General features: G+C 69.1%; 15 protein-coding genes and 1 tRNA gene. 11 read left to right on the top strand and 5 right to left on the bottom strand.

The annotated features are described in order from the left end of the window. Positions 1 to 227 precede the first annotated feature (227 nt). Positions 228 to 310: transfer RNA gene (locus ACIHAX_RS37145), tRNA-Tyr, on the bottom strand. A gap of 174 nt (positions 311 to 484) precedes the next feature. Between ACIHAX_RS37145 and ACIHAX_RS37140 the strand changes: the two genes are divergently transcribed. Both ACIHAX_RS37140 and ACIHAX_RS37135 read left to right on the top strand, forming a co-directional pair. After that, positions 485 to 976, top strand: a complete 492-nt coding sequence (locus tag ACIHAX_RS37140) for a YajQ family cyclic di-GMP-binding protein (RefSeq protein WP_039802015.1) — start codon at positions 485 to 487, stop codon at positions 974 to 976. 69 nt (positions 977 to 1,045) lie between these two features. Next, the gene (locus tag ACIHAX_RS37135; protein WP_364424254.1) at positions 1,046 to 1,510 is read left to right on the top strand and encodes a MarR family winged helix-turn-helix transcriptional regulator; all 465 of its coding nucleotides are present in this window, start codon (positions 1,046 to 1,048) and stop codon (positions 1,508 to 1,510) included. Between the two features lie 11 nt (positions 1,511 to 1,521). Here ACIHAX_RS37135 and htpX read toward each other — a convergent pair whose 3' ends face one another. After that, positions 1,522 to 2,403 carry a zinc metalloprotease HtpX gene (gene htpX, locus ACIHAX_RS37130; protein WP_355072031.1) on the bottom strand — a complete coding sequence of 294 codons (882 nt, stop codon included), beginning with the start codon at positions 2,401 to 2,403 and terminating at the stop codon, positions 1,522 to 1,524. A 158-nt stretch (positions 2,404 to 2,561) separates the two neighbouring features. After that, on the bottom strand, positions 2,562 to 3,602 hold the full coding sequence (locus tag ACIHAX_RS37125) for a polyprenyl synthetase family protein (RefSeq protein ID WP_355072144.1): 1,041 nt from the start codon (positions 3,600 to 3,602) through the stop codon (positions 2,562 to 2,564). Between the two features lie 223 nt (positions 3,603 to 3,825). Here ACIHAX_RS37125 and ACIHAX_RS37120 point away from each other — a divergent pair, with 223 nt between their 5' ends. From ACIHAX_RS37120 to ACIHAX_RS37110, 3 genes are read left to right on the top strand one after another with little or no spacing between them, the layout of a single operon-like run. Beyond that, positions 3,826 to 5,094 (top strand): geranylgeranyl reductase family protein, encoded by a 1,269-nt coding sequence (locus ACIHAX_RS37120; protein ID WP_356962520.1) that lies wholly within the window; start codon positions 3,826 to 3,828, stop codon positions 5,092 to 5,094. 16 nt (positions 5,095 to 5,110) lie between these two features. Continuing rightward, positions 5,111 to 5,539, top strand: coding sequence for an AraC family transcriptional regulator (locus ACIHAX_RS37115; RefSeq protein WP_364424258.1), 429 nt, complete (start codon positions 5,111 to 5,113; stop codon positions 5,537 to 5,539). Positions 5,540 to 5,597: 58 nt separating this feature from the next. Next, positions 5,598 to 6,035 carry a VOC family protein gene (locus ACIHAX_RS37110; protein WP_067810448.1) on the top strand — a complete coding sequence of 146 codons (438 nt, stop codon included), beginning with the start codon at positions 5,598 to 5,600 and terminating at the stop codon, positions 6,033 to 6,035. 43 nt (positions 6,036 to 6,078) lie between these two features. Here ACIHAX_RS37110 and ACIHAX_RS37105 read toward each other — a convergent pair whose 3' ends face one another. Continuing rightward, positions 6,079 to 6,585, bottom strand: coding sequence for a DUF2505 domain-containing protein (locus ACIHAX_RS37105; RefSeq protein WP_355072025.1), 507 nt, complete (start codon positions 6,583 to 6,585; stop codon positions 6,079 to 6,081). Between the two features lie 39 nt (positions 6,586 to 6,624). On the opposite strand from ACIHAX_RS37105, the gene ACIHAX_RS37100 reads away from it, so the two are divergent. The 5 genes from ACIHAX_RS37100 (at position 6,625) to ACIHAX_RS37080 (ending at position 13,900) form a co-directional block, all read left to right on the top strand. Next, positions 6,625 to 7,098 carry a DUF3592 domain-containing protein gene (locus tag ACIHAX_RS37100; RefSeq protein ID WP_355072023.1) on the top strand — a complete coding sequence of 158 codons (474 nt, stop codon included), beginning with the start codon at positions 6,625 to 6,627 and terminating at the stop codon, positions 7,096 to 7,098. 109 nt (positions 7,099 to 7,207) lie between these two features. Next, a complete protein-coding gene (locus tag ACIHAX_RS37095; RefSeq protein WP_397282338.1) occupies positions 7,208 to 8,350 on the top strand; it encodes a glycosyltransferase family 4 protein in 1,143 nt (380 codons plus the stop codon). A 74-nt stretch (positions 8,351 to 8,424) separates the two neighbouring features. Then, a complete protein-coding gene (locus ACIHAX_RS37090; protein WP_355072019.1) occupies positions 8,425 to 9,129 on the top strand; it encodes a demethylmenaquinone methyltransferase in 705 nt (234 codons plus the stop codon). Between the two features lie 114 nt (positions 9,130 to 9,243). Beyond that, a complete protein-coding gene (locus ACIHAX_RS37085; protein ID WP_397282336.1) occupies positions 9,244 to 13,413 on the top strand; it encodes a molybdopterin-dependent oxidoreductase in 4,170 nt (1,389 codons plus the stop codon). A 136-nt stretch (positions 13,414 to 13,549) separates the two neighbouring features. Further along, on the top strand, positions 13,550 to 13,900 hold the full coding sequence (locus tag ACIHAX_RS37080) for a hypothetical protein (protein WP_397282333.1): 351 nt from the start codon (positions 13,550 to 13,552) through the stop codon (positions 13,898 to 13,900). 22 nt (positions 13,901 to 13,922) lie between these two features. Here the strand turns inward: ACIHAX_RS37080 and ACIHAX_RS37075 are convergent, their stop codons facing one another. After that, positions 13,923 to 14,957: an aldo/keto reductase gene (locus ACIHAX_RS37075; protein ID WP_364424858.1), complete on the bottom strand. Its 1,035-nt coding sequence runs from the start codon at positions 14,955 to 14,957 to the stop codon at positions 13,923 to 13,925. 119 nt (positions 14,958 to 15,076) lie between these two features. On the opposite strand from ACIHAX_RS37075, the gene ACIHAX_RS37070 reads away from it, so the two are divergent. After that, positions 15,077 to 15,691, top strand: coding sequence for a TetR/AcrR family transcriptional regulator (locus ACIHAX_RS37070; RefSeq protein WP_364424266.1), 615 nt, complete (start codon positions 15,077 to 15,079; stop codon positions 15,689 to 15,691). Positions 15,692 to 15,782: the final 91 nt, after the last annotated feature.

Raw genomic sequence — 15,782 nt, 5'->3', positions numbered from 1 at the left:
GGGGCCCGCCCCCCCCCCCCCGCCCCCCCCCACCCCACCCCCCCCCCCCCCCCACCCCCCCCCCCCCCCCACCCCGCCCCCCGCGCCCCCCCCCCCCCCCGGGGGGGGGGGGGGGGGGGGGGGCCCCCCCCCCCCCCCCCGGGGCGTGGGGGTTGCACCCCCACAAGACATTACGAAGCGAGCCCTGTACGCGCTTTCTGCGTACAGGGCTCGCCTAGTGAGCGGAGTGGCAGGTGTAGGATTCGAACCTACGTAGGCTTTCACCGACAGATTTACAGTCTGCTCCCATTGGCCGCTCGGGCAACCTGCCTTTCGCGCATTGTTTCGCGCGCTGAGCAGAATACATCGAACCCGCACCCTGAATGCAAACCGGCTGGCTATCGGCCGCGCGACGCGACTACCCTCGGGTCTCCGGGTAGAACTGACGGGGGCTGGAAGCGTCCGGTTCAACTCACCCGTCGGACCATCAGAACAGGAGCGCAGCGTGGCTGATTCGTCTTTCGATGTTGTGAGCAAGGTCGACCGGCAGGAGGTCGACAACGCCCTGCATCAGGCGGAGAAGGAGCTCAACACCCGCTACGACTTCCGCGGCACCGGCGCGTCGATCGAATGGTCCGGCGAGGACAAGATCGTCCTCACCGCGGAGGCGGAGGAGCGCGTCAAGGCCGCGCTGGAGGTGTTCAAGGAGAAGCTGATCCGCCGCGACATCTCGCTGAAGGCGTTCGACGCGGGTGAGCCGGTCTCCTCCGGCAAGGTCTACAAGATCACCGGTTCGCTGGTGCAGGGCATCGACTCCGAGCACGCGAAGAAGATCTCCAAGAAGATCAGGGACGAGGGCCCCAAGGGCGTGAAGGCGCAGATCCAGGGCGACGAGCTGCGCGTGAGCAGCAAGAAGCGCGACGATCTGCAGGCCGTCATCGCCCTGCTGAAGGGCGAGGATTTCGGGATCGCGCTGCAGTTCGTCAACTACCGCTGAGCGCCGGGTCCGCAGCGCGGCCGGGTCGGTCGCGTTCAGCGTGTCCACGAGGGTGCTGGAGGGGACTGCATGTCGACCGAGGAGCGGGCCGGACTCGGCGTGGACGAGGGCATCCGCACGTTGTTGCTGCTCATGCCGCGCGTGGTCGGACGGGCCAAGAAGTTGGGCGTTCCCCCGGAGCTGGAATCCTTCTCGCTGGCGCCGCGGCACCTGTCGTTGCTGGCCAACCTGGTGTTCGACGGCCCGACCACGGTGACGGATCTGGCCGCCCGGCTGGAGGTGGCGCCGACGACGGTGAGTCTCATGGTCGGCGAACTCAGCAAGCAGGGTGTGCTCGAACGCGGCACCGACCCGGACGACCGCAGACGCACCATCGTCGCCATCGCATCGGCGCACGAGCGATCCGTGCACAAATGGCTGGGACGCAGCGCTCGCGCCTGGCGTACGGTGCTCGAGCCGCTCACGGCGGACCAGCGGAAGTTGTTCGTCGATACGTTCCGCGCTTACGAAGACCAACTGGCCTCGGACGACTGAGGCCGCCGGGCTCAGTACCGGCGGGGACCGCCCGCCATCTCCTCCAGCCGGGCGATGCGCTCGTTCATCGGCGGGTGCGTGGTGAACCAGCGGGCGACCCGCTCACCCGGACGGAACGGGTTGGCGATCATCAGATGCGACTGCGACGCCAGCCTCGGTTCGGGCGGTAGTGGGGCGGTGTGGACGCCGCGTTCGATCTTCCGCAGTGCGGAGGCGAGGGCCAGCGGGTCGCCGGTCAGTTCGGCGCCGGATTGGTCGGCCTGGAATTCGCGCGAGCGGGAGACGGCCAGCTTGATCAGCGTAGCCGCGATCGGGCCGAGCAACGACACCAGCAGCACGGCCAGCACGTTCGGCCCCTCGCCGTTGCGGTTGCCGCCGAACATGGACGCGTAGACGGCCAGGTTGGCCAGGCCGGAGATGACGGCGGCGAGCGCACCCGCGATCGAGGAGATGAGGATGTCGCGGTTGTAGACGTGCGACAGTTCGTGGCCGAGCACGGCCCGCAATTCCCGCTCGTCGAGAAGTTGCAGGATGCCGCTGGTGCAGCACACCGCGGCATGGCGCGGATTGCGTCCGGTGGCGAAGGCGTTGGGCGCGTTCGTGGGGCTGATGTACAGCCGCGGCATCGGCTGGCGCGCGATGGTGGCCAGTTCGCGCACGATCCGGTACATGACCGGCGCCTCCAGCTCGCTGACCGGCTGCGCGTGCATGGCCCGCAACGCGATCTTGTCGCTGTTGAAGTACGCGTAGGCGTTCATGCCCACCGCGAGCAGGATCGCGACGACGAGGATCGTCGGGTTGCGGAACAGCGCGCCGATGAACACGATCAGGGCCGACAGGCCCACCATCAGCCCGAAGGTCTTCAGCCCGTTCGCAAACCCGTGCCCGTGCATACGTCTCCCTTGCCGCTCCCCCGTTCACCGAGTCGCCTTACAGCAGATAAACGATAGAAGCTCCAGGCAAAGTTCCGATGAATCCGCGCCCAGCCGAAATCAGTCGGCGGAAATCAATCCTCGCCGACATGCGCCCCGGCTCATGAGCGGCGGACCACTCAACCCACGCGTTCGATGGTGTAGCGGACCAGCCGCTCGAGCGCGTCGTTCGCGGGGCCGCCGGGCAGGGCGGACAGCTCGGCGTAGGCGAGGTCGGCGTAGCCCTGGAGCTTCTCCTTGGCCAGCGCCATGCCGCGGGAGTCGGCGAGCAGGTCGAGCGCCTCTTTCACCTCGTCGTCGGTCTCCAGCGGACGCGCGAGCAGCTTGCGCAGCCGGTCGCCGTCGACGCCCTCCTCGCGCAGCGCGTACAGCACCGGCAGCGTGTGCACACCTTCACGCAGGTCGGTGCCAGGGGTCTTGCCGGACTGCTCGGAGGCGGAGGAGATGTCGATGATGTCGTCGGAGATCTGGAAGGCGGTGCCGACCGCGTCGCCGAGGCGGGCCAGTCGCTCGACGTGCTCGGCATCCGCACCCGAGAAGGTGCCGCCGAAGCGGCCTGCGGCGGCGATGAGCGAACCGGTCTTCTCCCACACCACGCGCAGATAGTGCTCGACGGGGTCCTGGGATTCGCGGGCGCCCATGGTCTCGCGCATCTGACCGGTGACGAGTTCGGCGAAGGTCTCGGCGATGATGCGCACCGCGTCGGGACCGAGGGTGGAGGTGAGCCGGGACGCGTGCGCGAACAAGTAGTCGCCCGCGAGGATCGCGATGTTGTTCCCCCACCGCGAGTTGACGCTCGGCGCGCCGCGGCGCATCGGGGCCTCGTCCATCACGTCGTCGTGGTACAGCGTCGCCAGGTGCACGAGTTCGACGACGGTGCCCGCGGTGACCAGAGCGGGATCGGCGGGGCGCGGGCCGAGCTGTCCGGTGAGGATGGTGAAGAGCGGACGGAATCGCTTGCCGCCGGCCTTGGCCAGGTGCAGCGCCGCCTCCTGGAGGAATTCCGCGCCGTCGGACAGCTCGTCGACGAGGAGTCTCTCCACGTCCGCCAAGCCGTTGCGCACGGTGTCGGCCAGCCCGACGTCACCGAGATCGACCCCGGCCACGACCGTGCCCGCGTCGCTCCCGGCTTCGCTGTGCCCGCCGTGCGCCGTGTCCATGATTCGCTCGCTGCGCTCGCTCATGGCCGATGTGCTCATTCCTTCTCCCAGCGATGCGTCCGACCCCACGGTAGAGAACCTAGCGTGTCCCCGCCGGATGGCCCATGAACACCGTCACTCTGTGGCGGATCGTCCACTGCCGCACCGCCTCGATGGTGACCGTCCACGACGCGAGCGCGACCGCCGTCGACATCGGCGAGACGGCCCTGCGAGTATGGACCGCATGGGTTCACCGGAAGCGAGTCCCGCGCCCGACGAGGACGCGTTGCCCAGCCGGGCCGAGGTGCTGGTCGTCGGCGCGGGCCCGGCCGGATCGGCGTCGGCGGCCTGGGCGGCGCGGGCCGGACGCGACGTAGTGCTCGTCGATTCCGCCGTTTTTCCCAGGGACAAGACCTGCGGTGACGGGCTCACCCCGCGTGCGACCGCCGAATTGGAGCAGCTGGGGCTCGGCGAGTGGGTGCGCGCGCACGTCGTCAACCACGGCCTCCGGATGACCGGCTTCGGCCGCGAAGCGCTGCTGAACTGGCCGGGCGGTTCCTTCCCCACGTACGGAAGCGCGGTTCCCCGAACCGAACTCGACGACAAGTTGCGCGAGACGGCGGTGAAGTCGGGCGCGCGCATGGTGGACGGGACGAAGGTAATGGATGTCACCCGGGAGGGTGACCGGGTCACGGGTGTGACGGTGCGTACGGCGGGCGGCACGCGCACCATCGCCTGCCGGACGCTGGTGGTCGCCGACGGGGTGCGTTCGCCGATCGGGCGGCTGCTCGGCCGCGTCTGGCATCGGCAGTACGCCTACGGCACCGCCGCGCGGGCCTACATCAAGTCCGGCCGCAGCGACGACCAGTGGATCACCTCGCATCTGGAGTTGCGCGACGCCTCCGGCGAACTGGTTCCCGGCTACGGCTGGGTGTTCCCGCTCGGCAATGGCGAGGTGAACATCGGTGTGGGGTCGCTGGCCACGGAGCGTCGTCCCTCGCACATCGCGTTGAAGCCGCTCTTGGCGCACTACACCGCGCTGCGCACCGAGGAATGGCAATTCGAGGGCTCGCTGCGCGCGGTCGCCTCGGCCCTGCTGCCGATGGGCGGGGCGGTCTCGAACGTCGCGGGGCGCAACTGGGTGCTGATCGGCGACGCGGCGGGGTGTGTGAACCCGCTGAACGGCGAAGGCATCGATTACGGCTTGGAGGGCGGCCACATGCTGGCCGGCCTGCTGGACGAGCCCGACTTCACCGCGATCTGGCCGCAGACCCTGCGCGCCCGCTACGGACGCACGTTCTCGGTCGCCCGGCGGATCGCGGGCCTGGCCACGCACCCGCGCATGGTGCCGCTGGGCGGTCCTCCGGTGATGCGGTCGAAGTACTTGCAGCGCACCGCGGTCCGGGTGATGGGCAATCTGGTGACCGACGAGGACGTCGACCTGACCGCGCGGGCGTGGCGGATGGCGGGCCGGGCATCGCTGCGCTTCGACGAGCGTCCGCCGTTCGCTTAGGGACGAGGGCGGCCCGATGGGCGGACAACGAGCGCGCGGCTTGCCCGCGCTGTATCTGCTCCCGCATCTGCGCCGGGCCAGGGACCTCGCGGACCGCCATTACGCCGACCCGCTGCATCTGGAGGAACTGGCGGCGGCCGCCGGGGTGTCGAAATACCACTTCCTGCGCGCGTTCGCCGCGGTCTACGGCCGCACCCCCGCCGTGTACCTGGCCGAGCGGCGCATCGAACGCGCCCAGGACCTGCTGCGCTCGACCAATCTGACGGTCACCGAGGTGTGCATGCTGGTCGGCTACAGCAGCCTCGGCTCGTTCAGCAGCAAGTTCCGGCAGTTGGTCGGGGTCACGCCGTCGGAATACCAGGCGAAGTTCGCCGACGGCGCTCCGCGTATCCCCGGCTGTTTCGTTTTCATGCACGGGCTCTCCGACCGCGAGCCGCCATGCTGACCGAACGGCGCAATTTCGGAGAAGCCGGTGGCCCCGCGCCCGCCATAGCGTGGACCGCATGACGACGATTACGAACGTTTCCCTGGTGACGGTGTACGTGACGGACCAAACCGCCGCGAAAGAGTGGTACGTCGACAAGCTCGGCTTCGTCGAGACCAGCGATGTCACGATGGGCGACAACGGTTTCCGCTGGGTCACCGTCGCGCATCCCGCGCACCCCGAGCTGGAGATCACGCTGATGCTTCCCGGCCCGCCGCTGGACGAGAACTACGCCGACGCCGTCCGGCGGGCGCTGGCCAACGGCACGCACGGCTCGCTCGGCCTGCGGACCGAGAACTGCCAGAAGACCTTCGAGGAACTCACCGCCAAAGGGGTGGAGTTCGTGCAGCCGCCCGCCGAACGGCCCTACGGAACCGAGGCGATCATCCGGGACAATTCGGGAAACTGGCTGGTCCTGGTGGAGCCGAAGGAGTTCTCGCCGCAGGACTTCGCCTAGGCCGCGACGGCGTTGCCCCGGCGCGCTGGGGCAACGCGCGCGCTCACGCGGTCGACTCGGCGGACAGCCAGTCCTCGATGCTTTTGCGCTCGCCCTTCAGCACTCGGTGGAGCAACTGCTCGGCGAGTGGCTCGATCGCGCCGCCGACCACGAGAACCTTCACCCGCACGGTGCCGACGACCTCGATCTCGGAACCTTCCGCGGTAGAACGGATCTCGTAGGACCCCGACATCGCGGTGTTGATGCCGCCGGTGGAGACCTCGAAGGTGCCTTTGGCGACCTCGCCGACCAGCGGCTGCCAGTTGTCGGTGCGGGAGAAGGTGAGTTCGCTCCTGAGCACCTTGCGGACCAGCGCTGGCACCTTGTCCTCGGGAGCCTTCTCGGTCATATGGATGCGAATGGTGCCCGCGCCGTCGGGATGCGACAGGTCGACTGTCGCCGTCTCCGCCTCGGCGAAGCGGGACCGCCAGACGTCGTCGGTGATGAGTGCCCGGTGGAGATCTTCGACCGGGACTGTGTACGGCACGGTGAAGCTGAATTTTCGGGACATGGCCGCCACCGTAGCCGAGCCGATCGGTAGCCTGTGGCGGTGTCGGAAACCAGCCAGTTCACCAGGCGGCCGATCCGCCTGCGACGGGCCAGGATCGGCGTGTTGATCGCCGCGACGGCGGTGAGCGTGCTCGTCGGGCTGCTGGTGCTGGCCGCGTGGCGCAACGATTATCTGATCAGCTCGGACAAGGGCAGCACCACGGCCGAGGTGCTCTCGGCGGGACGGCTGCGCTCGGCGGTCATGTACGTCACACCGGACGGCGAGACACACAATCCGAAGGTCGGCGTGCTCTATCCGACCAACTTGACCGCGGGCGAGCGGATTCGTGTGGAGTACCGCCGCAGCGACCCGGACCTGGTGCGGGTGGAGGGCCGTGACGTGCGCGTCGCCGTTCCGCCCGCGTTGTCGGTCATCGTCGTGGTGTGGCTGCTCGCGCTGCCCGCGCTGTGGTTGCTTTTCCGCGCGGGTAGGCGCGGTCCCGCGCCGGTGGTCAGGCCCGCCCCGCAGGCCTGAGATCCGCGTCACCGGGAAAGCGGTCGGGGTTCCGATAGTTCGCCGGATCTTTCCGTGCGCTTCACTTCGGCGTGGCGGCGTGGCGCGGTGTAGCGGTCACGCTGGGAGCGTGCGTGTAGCGATCGTCGCGGAGTCGTTCCTGCCGAGCATGAACGGTGTCGTCAACTCGGTGCTGCGGGTGCTCGACCACCTGGACCGGAACGGGCACGAAGCGCTGATCATCGCGCCGGACACCCCCCGCGGACAGCCCGCCGCACCGCGCCACTACGAGCGTTTCCCGGTCCACCGGGTACCCGCGGTCATGGTCCCGAAGGTCAGTTCGCTGCCGGTCGGGCTGCCCCAGCCGGGCATCGTCTCGGCCATCGAGGACTTCGACGCCGAGGTGGTTCACCTGGCCTCTCCGTTCCTGCTCGGCGCCGGCGGCCTCGGCGCGGCATTGCGGCTGGATCTGCCCACTGTCGCGGTGTATCAGACCGACGTGGCCGGCTTCGCCAAGAGTTACGGGCTCGGGCTGGCGAGCCGTGCCGCCTGGGGCTGGACCCGGCGCATCCACGAGGGCGCCACCCGCACGCTCGCCCCGTCCCGGGCCGCCGCCGAGGACCTGGCCAGGCACGGCATCCCGCGCGTGCACCGGTGGGGGCGCGGCGTCGACATCGCGCGGTTCACGCCGAGCGCCCGCTCCGCCGAACTACGGGACGCCTGGCTCGCGGGCCGGGACCGCCTGCTGGTGGGCTTCGTGGGGCGACTCGCGCCGGAGAAGCACGTCGAGCGGCTCGCGGTGCTGGCCGCCGACCCGGACATCCAGCTGGTGATCGTCGGCGACGGGCCGGAGCGTCAGCGGCTGGCCCGGCTGATGCCGACCGCGGTGTTCACCGGCGAACTCGGCGGCGGCGAGCTGGCGCGGGCGTACGCCAGTCTGGACGTCATGGTGCACGCGGGCGAACACGAGACGTTCTGCCAGGGCGTGCAGGAGGCGCTGGCCTCCGGTGTCCCGGTGATCGGTCCCGACGCGGGCGGTCCCCGCGACCTGATCGCCCACTGCCGCAACGGCTATCTGCTTCCGGTGGACCGGTTCGGCGAGTTGCTGCCCAGCGCTGTCGGGGCGCTGCACGATCCGGAGCTGCGGACCCGGTTCGCCGGGGCGGCGCGGAAGTCGGTGCTGTCGCGGACTTGGCCCGCCATCTGCACCGAGTTGATGGGCCACTACACGGAAGTGACCGGCGCGCGGATTCGGTTGCCGCATACGGCATGAACCCGGCCGAAGCGTGACGGAGGTATCCACGCGCCGCGCTCGGTTCGTAACAGACCGCGAGTTAGGGTCTTCCCGTGCCGAAAACGCAATCGAACCGGGCCTCGTTGGACAAGCAGCCGCGCGAAGTCGCGGCGATGTTCGATGGCGTCGCCCGGCGCTACGACCTGACCAACACGGTGATCTCCGCCGGACAGGATCGCTATTGGCGCTGGGCGACCCGCAAGGCGCTGGCGGCACGGCCGGGCGAGCGGCTGCTCGACCTCGCGGCGGGCACCGGTGTATCCACCCTGGAATTGCAGAAATCCGGCGCGTGGTGCCTCGCAGCCGACTTCTCCAAGGGCATGCTCAGCGCGGGCCGGTTCCGCGACGTGCCGATGGTTGCGGCCGACGCGATGGCGCTGCCGTTCGCCGACGACTCCTTCGACGCGGTGACCATCTCCTTCGGGCTGCGCAACGTGGCCGACACCGACCTCGCCCTGCGCGAGATGCTGCGGGTCACCAAGCCCGGCGGCAGGCTGGTGGTGTGCGAGTTCTCCGCGCCGGTGCTGCCGGTGTTCCGCACGGTGTACCTGGAGTACCTGATGAAAGCGCTGCCCAAGGTGGCGCGCGTGGTCAGCAGTAATCCCGAAGCCTACGTCTACCTGGCCGAATCGATCACGGAGTGGCCCAATCAGCGCAGGCTGGCGATGCGGATCGCGGCGAACGGGTGGTCGTCGGTGAAGTGGCGCAACCTCACCGGGGGCGTGGTTGCCCTGCACCGCGCCTACAAGCTGGACTGAGCCGGAGATCTGGATCACACCTCACCGATCGATCCGAGAGCGGTGAGGAGGAATGTCACCTGGCGATAACGCGAGGTAAATCCGGCGCAATCGGCGGTCCGCATGATCGGAGACATGACCGATCCAGTGACCGGCCGCGGCGACGGCACCGCCCGAACGGCGTGCTCGTACTGCGGCGTCGGCTGCGGGATAACGGTGTCGACCGCCGCCGACGGCGCGGGCAAGCCGGTGATCGCCAAGGTCAGCGGTGACAAACTGCATCCGGCGAACGCCGGCAGGCTGTGCACCAAAGGGGCGACCCACGCGGAGTTGATGCGCACTCCCGGACGGATGGAGACCGCCTACCGGCGCTTCGAGCGCGGCCAGGTTCCGGTGCCGTTCCCCGTCGACGAGGCCGTCCACGAGGCGGCCACTCGGTTGCGCGCGATTCTCGACGAACACGGTCCGGACGCGATCGCGCTGTATGTCTCCGGGCAGATGTCGCTGGAGGCGCAGTACCTCGCGACCAAACTCGCCAAGGGTTATCTGCGCACGGTGCACATCGAGGCGAACTCGCGGCTGTGCATGGCCAGCGCGGGCACCGGGTACAAGCAGTCGCTCGGCGCGGACGGGCCGCCCGGCTCCTACGACGACTTCGAGCACGCGGACCTGTTCTTCGTCATCGGCGCGAACATGGCCGACTGCCACCCCATCCTTTTTCTGCGGATGGCCGATCGCCTGAAGACGGGCGCGAAGCTCATCGTGGTCGACCCGCGCCGCACCGAGACCGCCGCGCGCGCCGACCTGTTCCTGCAGATCGCGCCCGGCACGGATCTCGCGCTGCTCAACGGGTTGCTGCACCTGCTGGTCGCAGGCGGCCACATCGACGCGGAGTTCATCGCCGAGCACACCGAGGGCTGGGACGCGATGCCGGAGTTCCTGGCCGACTATCCGCCGGAGCGCGTGGCGGAGATCACCGGACTGGCCGAGGCCGACATCCGGACCGCGGCCGAATGGATCGGCGCGGCGGGCGAGTGGATGTCGCTGTGGACGATGGGACTCAACCAGTCCACACACGGCACCTGGAACACCAACGCGCTGTGCAACCTGCACCTGGCCACCGGCGCGATCTGCCGTCCCGGCAGCGGGCCGTTCTCGCTCACCGGGCAGCCGAACGCGATGGGCGGGCGCGAGATGGGGTACATGGGCCCCGGCCTGCCCGGCCAGCGCAGCCTGCTCTCCGCCGAGGACCGCACGTTCGTGGAGACCGCGTGGGAACTGGCGCCCGGCACCCTGCGCACCGAAGCCGGGCCCGGCACGGTGGAGATGTTCCGTGAACTGGCCGAAGGAACGATCAAAGCGGCCTGGATCATCTGCACCAACCCCGTCGCCACGGTGTCGAACCGGAAGACCGTGATCGCGGGGTTGGAGGCGGCCGAACTGGTGATCGCCCAGGACGCCTACACCGAGACCGCGACCAACGCCTACGCCGACCTGCTGCTCCCCGCCACGCTGTGGGCGGAAGCCGACGCGGTGATGGTGAATTCCGAACGCAACCTCACCCTGCTGCAGCAGTCGGTCCCGCCCATCGGCGACGCGCGGCCGGACTGGCGGATCATCGCCGACGTCGCCACCGCCATGGGATTCCCCGGCTTCGACTTCGCCTCCAGCGCCGAGGTGTTCGACGAGATCAAGCGGTTCGCGAATCCCGCCACCGGCTACGACCTGCGCGGCGTGACCTATGCGGCGCTGCGCGAAGGGCCGATGCAGTGGCCGTGCCCGGAGCCGGACCGCGGGCGCAACCCGATCCGTTACGTCAACGACGGCGTCAGCCAGACGCTGTTCATCGACGAGAACGGCCATCGGCCCCGGCTGGCCTTCGCCACGCCGAGCCGCCGCGCGGTGTTCTGGCCCCGGCCACACCTGCTGCCGGAGGAGATGCCCGACGACGACTACCCGTTCCTGCTGAACACCGGTCGCCTGCAACATCAGTGGCACACGATGACCAAGACCGGCAAGATCGACAAACTGACCAAGCTGAACGGCACGCCGTTCGTCGAGGTGCATCCGGCCGACGCCGAGCGGCTCGGTCTGCGCACGGGCGACCAGCTCGAGATCGCCTCCCGCCGTGGCCGTGCGGTGCTGCCGGTGCAGGTCAGCGACCGGGTGCGGCAGGGCGACTGCTTCGTGCCGTTCCACTGGAACGACGAGCAAGGCGAATACCTGACCATCAACGCGGTCACCAACGACGCGGTCGATCCGGCCTCGCTGCAACCGGAGTTCAAGGCCTGCGCGGTGGCGCTACGCCGGGTGGCTTCCGTGCCGCGGCCGCAGGCTCCCGCCGCGCTGCCCGCGGCTCAGGCGGCGCACCCGCTGGCCGCCGTGCTCGGCCTCGACAGCGGCACCGCCCCCACGCTCAGCGAGACCGAGCGGATCTACCTCAGCGGCTATCTGGCGGCGCTGCAAGCGCTTCCGGTGACCGGTCAGCCGGTGCTTCCGGAGACGGCGCCGATGTCCGCGCACACCAGGCTGTGGGTCGACGGGCTGCTGGCCGGGATGTATTCACGTAGTGCGGCGCCCACGACGGACACGGGCGCCGCCGCCCGCACGGTCACCGTGCTGTGGGCCTCGCAGACCGGCAACGCCGAAGAGTTCGCCGCCGCCGTCGCGGCACATCTCGCCGAGCACGAATTCACACCGCGCCTATCGGACCTGGACTCCTGCGATCCGGGTGCGCTCCAGGGCGACGTGCTGGTGGTCAGCAGCACGTTCGGCGACGGAGGGCCGCCGGACAACGGAGCCGATTTCTGGGATCGGCTGGCCGACAGCGTCGTGCGGCTGACCGGTGTGCGTTACGCCGTGTTCGCGCTCGGCGACTCCTCCTATGACGACTTCTGCGGTTACGGTCGCAAACTCGACCAGAAATTCGCCGAACTGGGCGCGACCCGATTGCTCCCGCGCGTCGACAGTGAACCCGACTACCAAGACGCGGCACAGCGCTGGCTCGATGACGTGCTCGCCGCCTTGGGCGACGGCCCGGCCGAGGACCCCGCCGATTCGCCGGTGACCGGTGCGGCCGCGCCGAGCCGACCCACGCCCCGTGGCGGCGGGGTGGCCACAGTGGAGTCGCCGAGCATGGCCCCGGCACTCGGTCGCACCCGCACCGCACCGTTCACCCGGGCCGCGCCGCTGCGTGCCGCACTGGTGCGCAACGAGTTGCTCTCCGCCGCGGGATCACCGAAGGAGGTGCGCCGCTTCGCGTTCGATCTGCGCGGCTTGGACGCCGCGTACGAAGTGGGCGATTCGCTGGGCGTCTGGCCGGTGAACAGCACCGCTCTGGTCAGCGAATGGCTATCCGCCACCGGGCTGGACGGTCGCCGCGTCGTGGAAGTCGACGAGCGCGAAGTTCCCCTGGCCGATGCGCTGCGCACGCACTTCGACATCACCAAGGTCGGTCAGGATCTGCTCGGCTTCCTCGCCGAGCGCAACGCCAGCGGCAAACTCGCCAAACTGCTACGCCGAGACAATCGCAACGAGCTGGCGAACTACCTGTGGGATCGGCAGGCCGTCGACGTGCTGCGCGATTTCCCTGTGCGGGCCGATCTGGTGGAGTGGCTCGGCACCCTGAAAAAACTGCAGCCGCGCCAATATTCGATCTCGTCGAGTCCGCGGGTCAGCCCGGATGAAGTGGAGCTGACCGTCGGCATCGTGCGCTACGGCGACCCGGCGGCCACCGGCTCGGCGGCGCGGCGCGGCGGCGTTTGCTCGACCTTCCTCGCCGATCGCGCCGACCTCACCGACACGGCGGTGCCGATCTTCCTGCAGCGCGCACCGCATTTCCGTCCTCCGGCCGACCCGACCGCGCCGATGATCATGGTGGGCCCCGGCACCGGCATCGCCCCCTTCCGCGGATTTCTTCAGGAGCGCAGGGCCCTCGGCTGCACCGGACGCAACTGGCTGTTCTTCGGCGATCAGCACGCGGCGCACAATTTCTACTACCGCACCGAGCTGGAGGACATGTTCCGTTCCGGCTTCCTGACCCGGCTCGACCTGGCCTTCTCCCGAGACCAGCGCGAACGGATCTACGTGCAGCACCGCATGATCGAGCACGGCGCCGAGCTGTGGTCCTGGCTGCGCGACGGCGCCCACTTCTACGTCTGCGGCGACGCCAGCCGCATGGCCAAGGACGTCGACGACGCGCTCCTGCGAATCGCCCGCATCCACGGCAAACTCGACGAGGACGGCGCACTGGCCTTCAAGAAGCAACTCATCGCCGAGAAGCGCTACGTCCGCGACGTGTACTGACCGACCGTATCGCCGGGCCCACAGCGCCCGATTCAGTGATCGACATCACACCATGGAACGCGGTCGCACTCCGCTCCGTCAAGAAACACGACGGGTTCGAAGCGACCGTCACCGACCGCCGGGGGACGAGGCTGCCATGGAAGATCCGACACACGACGAACTGACGGACTCCATCGTTCGAGCCGGGACGTGGGAAGGCTTGAAAATCCAGGTATTGCATGGCGTCCCACACATTGTCGAACGCAACGAGGCGGCGCTGACTCCGCCGATCGCCATACGGTTCTCGCCCGGCACGCTGCTCGCGTACTACCGGCGTATCGCGCAGGACGGTTCACGAGGCAGCGCCACAACTTCGTGGGACTGGTGGATGGTCCTGATGTCCACCCACCTCGGCGAGGCGATATACGACCTGGACCGCATCGACGGTCCGGCCGTGATCACGATCGGCAAGTTCGGCTTCACCGCGACGCCGATCAGAGGGGGCTGACCGCCCGCCGTCGAATACTTGCTCACACCGCGGGCGGGTTGAGCCGGGTGAAGTCCGGGAGGCGGTAGTACGGGTAGTAGGGGTAGGGCGGGGTGGTGGCGCTGGCTTTGTCCAGGCGGGCGATCTGGTCGGCGTCGAGTTCCCAGCCGATCGCGCCGAGGTTCTGGCGCAGTTGCTCCTCGTTGCGGGCGCCGACGATGACCGTCGCGACGGTGGGGCGGCGCAGCAGCCAATTGAGCGCGATCTGCGGGACCGTCTTGCCGGTTTCGACGGCCAGCTCGTCGAGGACGTCGACCACGTCGTAGAGCTTCGCGTCGTCCACCGGAGGGCCTGCCTCGGCGGTCCGGTGCAGGCGGCTACCTTCCGGAAGCGGTTGTCCGCGGCGGATCTTGCCGGTGAGCCTGCCCCAGCCGAGCGGACTCCAGACCACCGCGCCTACGCCCTGGTCGCGGCCGAGCGGCATGAGCTCCCATTCGTAGTCCCGCCCGACCAGCGAGTAGTAGACCTGGTGCGCGACGTACCTGGTCAGCCCGTTGCGATCCGCCGCGGCAAGGGATTTCATCAACTGCCACCCCGCGAAGTTGGACGCGCCGACATAGCGGATCTTGCCCGCGCGCACCAGATCGTCCAGCGCGGCGACGACTTCCTCGACCGGCGTGCCCGCGTCGAAGGCGTGCAGCTGGAACAGATCGATGTAGTCGGTGCCCAGCCTGCGCAGCGATCCATCCACCGCACCGATCAACCTGGCCCGGCCGGAACCGGCGTCCCGCGGACCCGGTCCGGTCGGCAGCGTCGCCTTGGTGGACAGCAGCACCCGATCGCGTCTGCCCTTCACGGCGGCGCCGAGCACTTCTTCGGAGGCACCGTCGGAATAGACATCGGCGGTGTCGAACATGGTCACGCCTGCGTCCAAACTGATGTCGACCAGCCGTCGCGCCTGTTGGGCATCGGTATCGCCCCATGCTCCGAACAGCTCGCCGCGACCGCCGAAGGTGCCCGCGCCGAAGCTCAATGCCGGGACGTGCAGACCCGACGCGCCGAGCCGCCGGTACTCCATTTGCGTCTCAACCGTCCGAACGTTCACTGGACCACCCTCCTAAAGGGTCTGTTGTTCCATTAACGCTTCGGACGGTACACCCCTTCGCGCGTAAATGAAACTGGAGTACCGTTACGGTCATGGATGACGCGACCCCCGGCTCCGTCCGGCCCGGCGGACGGACCGCCCGGGTCCGCGCGGCCGTACTGCGAGCCGCGGGCGACCTGCTGACCGAACGCGGCTTCGCCAACTTGGACCTCGCCGAAGTCGCCACACGCGCCGAAGTCGGCAAGACCACCGTCTACCGCCGCTGGCGCACACCCACCGGCCTGATCGCGGACCTGTTGGTCGACATGGCCGAGCAGTCGCTGCCGCACGCCGACACCGGCTCGCTCCTCGGCGACCTCACCGCCAATGCCCGCCTGGTCGCGAAAACCCTGTCCGATCCTCGCCAAGGCAGGCTCTTCCGCGCCGTGATCGCGGCCGCCACCTGCGACGAGTCCACCGCAGCCGCCCTGCGCCGCTTCTACGACGTGCGTCTCACCGAATGGTCGGTCTGCGTGGCGGCCGCCATCGCGCGCGGCGAAGCGCCCGAGCGCACCGACGCACGCGCGGTGCTGTCCGCGGTGTCGGCACCGCTGTACTACCGGCTGCTCGCCAGCGGCGATCCGATCGATGACATCGTGGCGGACCGAGCCGCCCGCGCCGCCGTCGATGCCGTACGGGCGGGCACGTTCGTGTCCGCCGCCGACTAGCTGTGATGTCCAGGGAGGTTGTCCGGCCTACTCACTGTGGTGAGTCCGGCTGACAGGTGAAGGCCTCCGGCTGTGAAGTGGAGCTGTCTAG

Source organism: Nocardia sp. NPDC051929, from assembly GCF_044548645.1.
Lineage (GTDB): Bacteria > Actinomycetota > Actinomycetes > Mycobacteriales > Mycobacteriaceae > Nocardia > Nocardia sichangensis.
Note: the sequence above shows the minus strand (reverse complement) of the source record. Positions and strands in the feature narration are given on the sequence as shown.